Source organism: Lentibacillus juripiscarius (assembly GCF_042685205.1).
GTDB lineage: Bacteria > Bacillota > Bacilli > Bacillales > Amphibacillaceae > Lentibacillus > Lentibacillus juripiscarius.
The window spans coordinates 1-1,087 of sequence record NZ_JBHUNA010000043.1; the positions used below are offsets into that span (position 1 = coordinate 1).

The 1,087-nt window shown below is 45.8% G+C and carries 1 protein-coding gene; it reads right to left on the bottom strand.

The window, feature by feature from the left end; genetic code table 11:
- Positions 1-13: 13 nt before the first annotated feature.
- Positions 14-1,048 (bottom strand): IS30 family transposase, encoded by a 1,035-nt coding sequence (locus tag ACFSUO_RS16410; RefSeq protein WP_382396104.1) that lies wholly within the window; start codon positions 1,046-1,048, stop codon positions 14-16.
- Between the last annotated feature and the right edge of the window lie 39 nt (positions 1,049-1,087).

Genomic DNA, 1,087 nt, shown 5'->3' on the forward strand with positions numbered 1-1,087 from the left:
TTGGTAGTGGGGCCTAGGCCCCACTACCAACAAATTTTGCGAACGCTTCTGATGGGGTCTGATAGTCTAATATTTTCCTAGGAAGTGTATTCATCCAGTTGGCGGCATCATCAATTGTTTCATCAGCGTATGTATGGATAGGCTGCCCTTTCTTGATAAACTTCCTAATGAGCCCATTGTGGCGTTCATTTGACCCTCGCTCCCATGAAGCATAGGGATGGGCGAAATAAACGTCAATTTGCTTCTCTGTACCTTGATCTGCCAGTTCGCTGAATTCCGATCCATTGTCTGCTGTAATGCTTTGAAAAACATCCCGCTTGTTCGGATACGCCGAAATCACGTCTTCTAAGGCCGCTGTAACAGCTGGAGCACTTTTACTTGGAATACGCTTGATGATCTCCATACGTGTCTTCCTTTCCACCAGGGTCAGTAAAGCGTCGTCTTTTGATTTGTGCCCCAAAACGGTGTCAATTTCCCAATGGCCAAATTCTTCCCTGTTATCTATGGATTCGGGGCGCTCTTCAATGCTTGTTCCCAGTACTTTTTTATTTTTGCGGCACTTTGCCTTCTTCGTTGAACGGCGGAGTTTCAACTCCAAATCCATGTTGATCACTGACAACTTGCCTTCGTCTATCCAGTTGTATAATGTCTTCGTCGAAGGGACATAGTCAAATTCCTTATGCCTTTTTGCATAACCGACAGTTGCATCTGGGGACCATTTGTCTTTCAGGATCCTTTCTTCGGCAAATTCAATAAATTCCCACGCATCCATCACCGTAGAACGCCCTCCGCAATTGTCGCGGTTTTCCTTGTAAATGCGGGCACCAGCGTCTGGGAAGTATGTGGTATAGGCTTTGCGATTAGTATCTATCTGCTTGACGGTTCCACGGTTCCTTTCACGGGAAATCGTACTCGGATTGCGTCCCATTCTTCTCCCAATTTCCCTTAGCGACAGGCCTTCATCCATATAGGCCTCTATGTTACCTCTCTCCGCTTCGGTTAAATGTGCAAATGAACGTTCCTTCGTGTTAGAATAGCTTTGAGTCATCGTGAATTACCTCCGTATGGTTTGTGTTTTAGTCAACCT

Excerpts from the sequence above, each read along its gene's own strand:
- ACFSUO_RS16410 (WP_382396104.1), bottom strand. The coding sequence starts at position 1,048 with ATGACTCAAAGCTATTCTAACACGAAGGAACGTTCATTTGCACATTTA.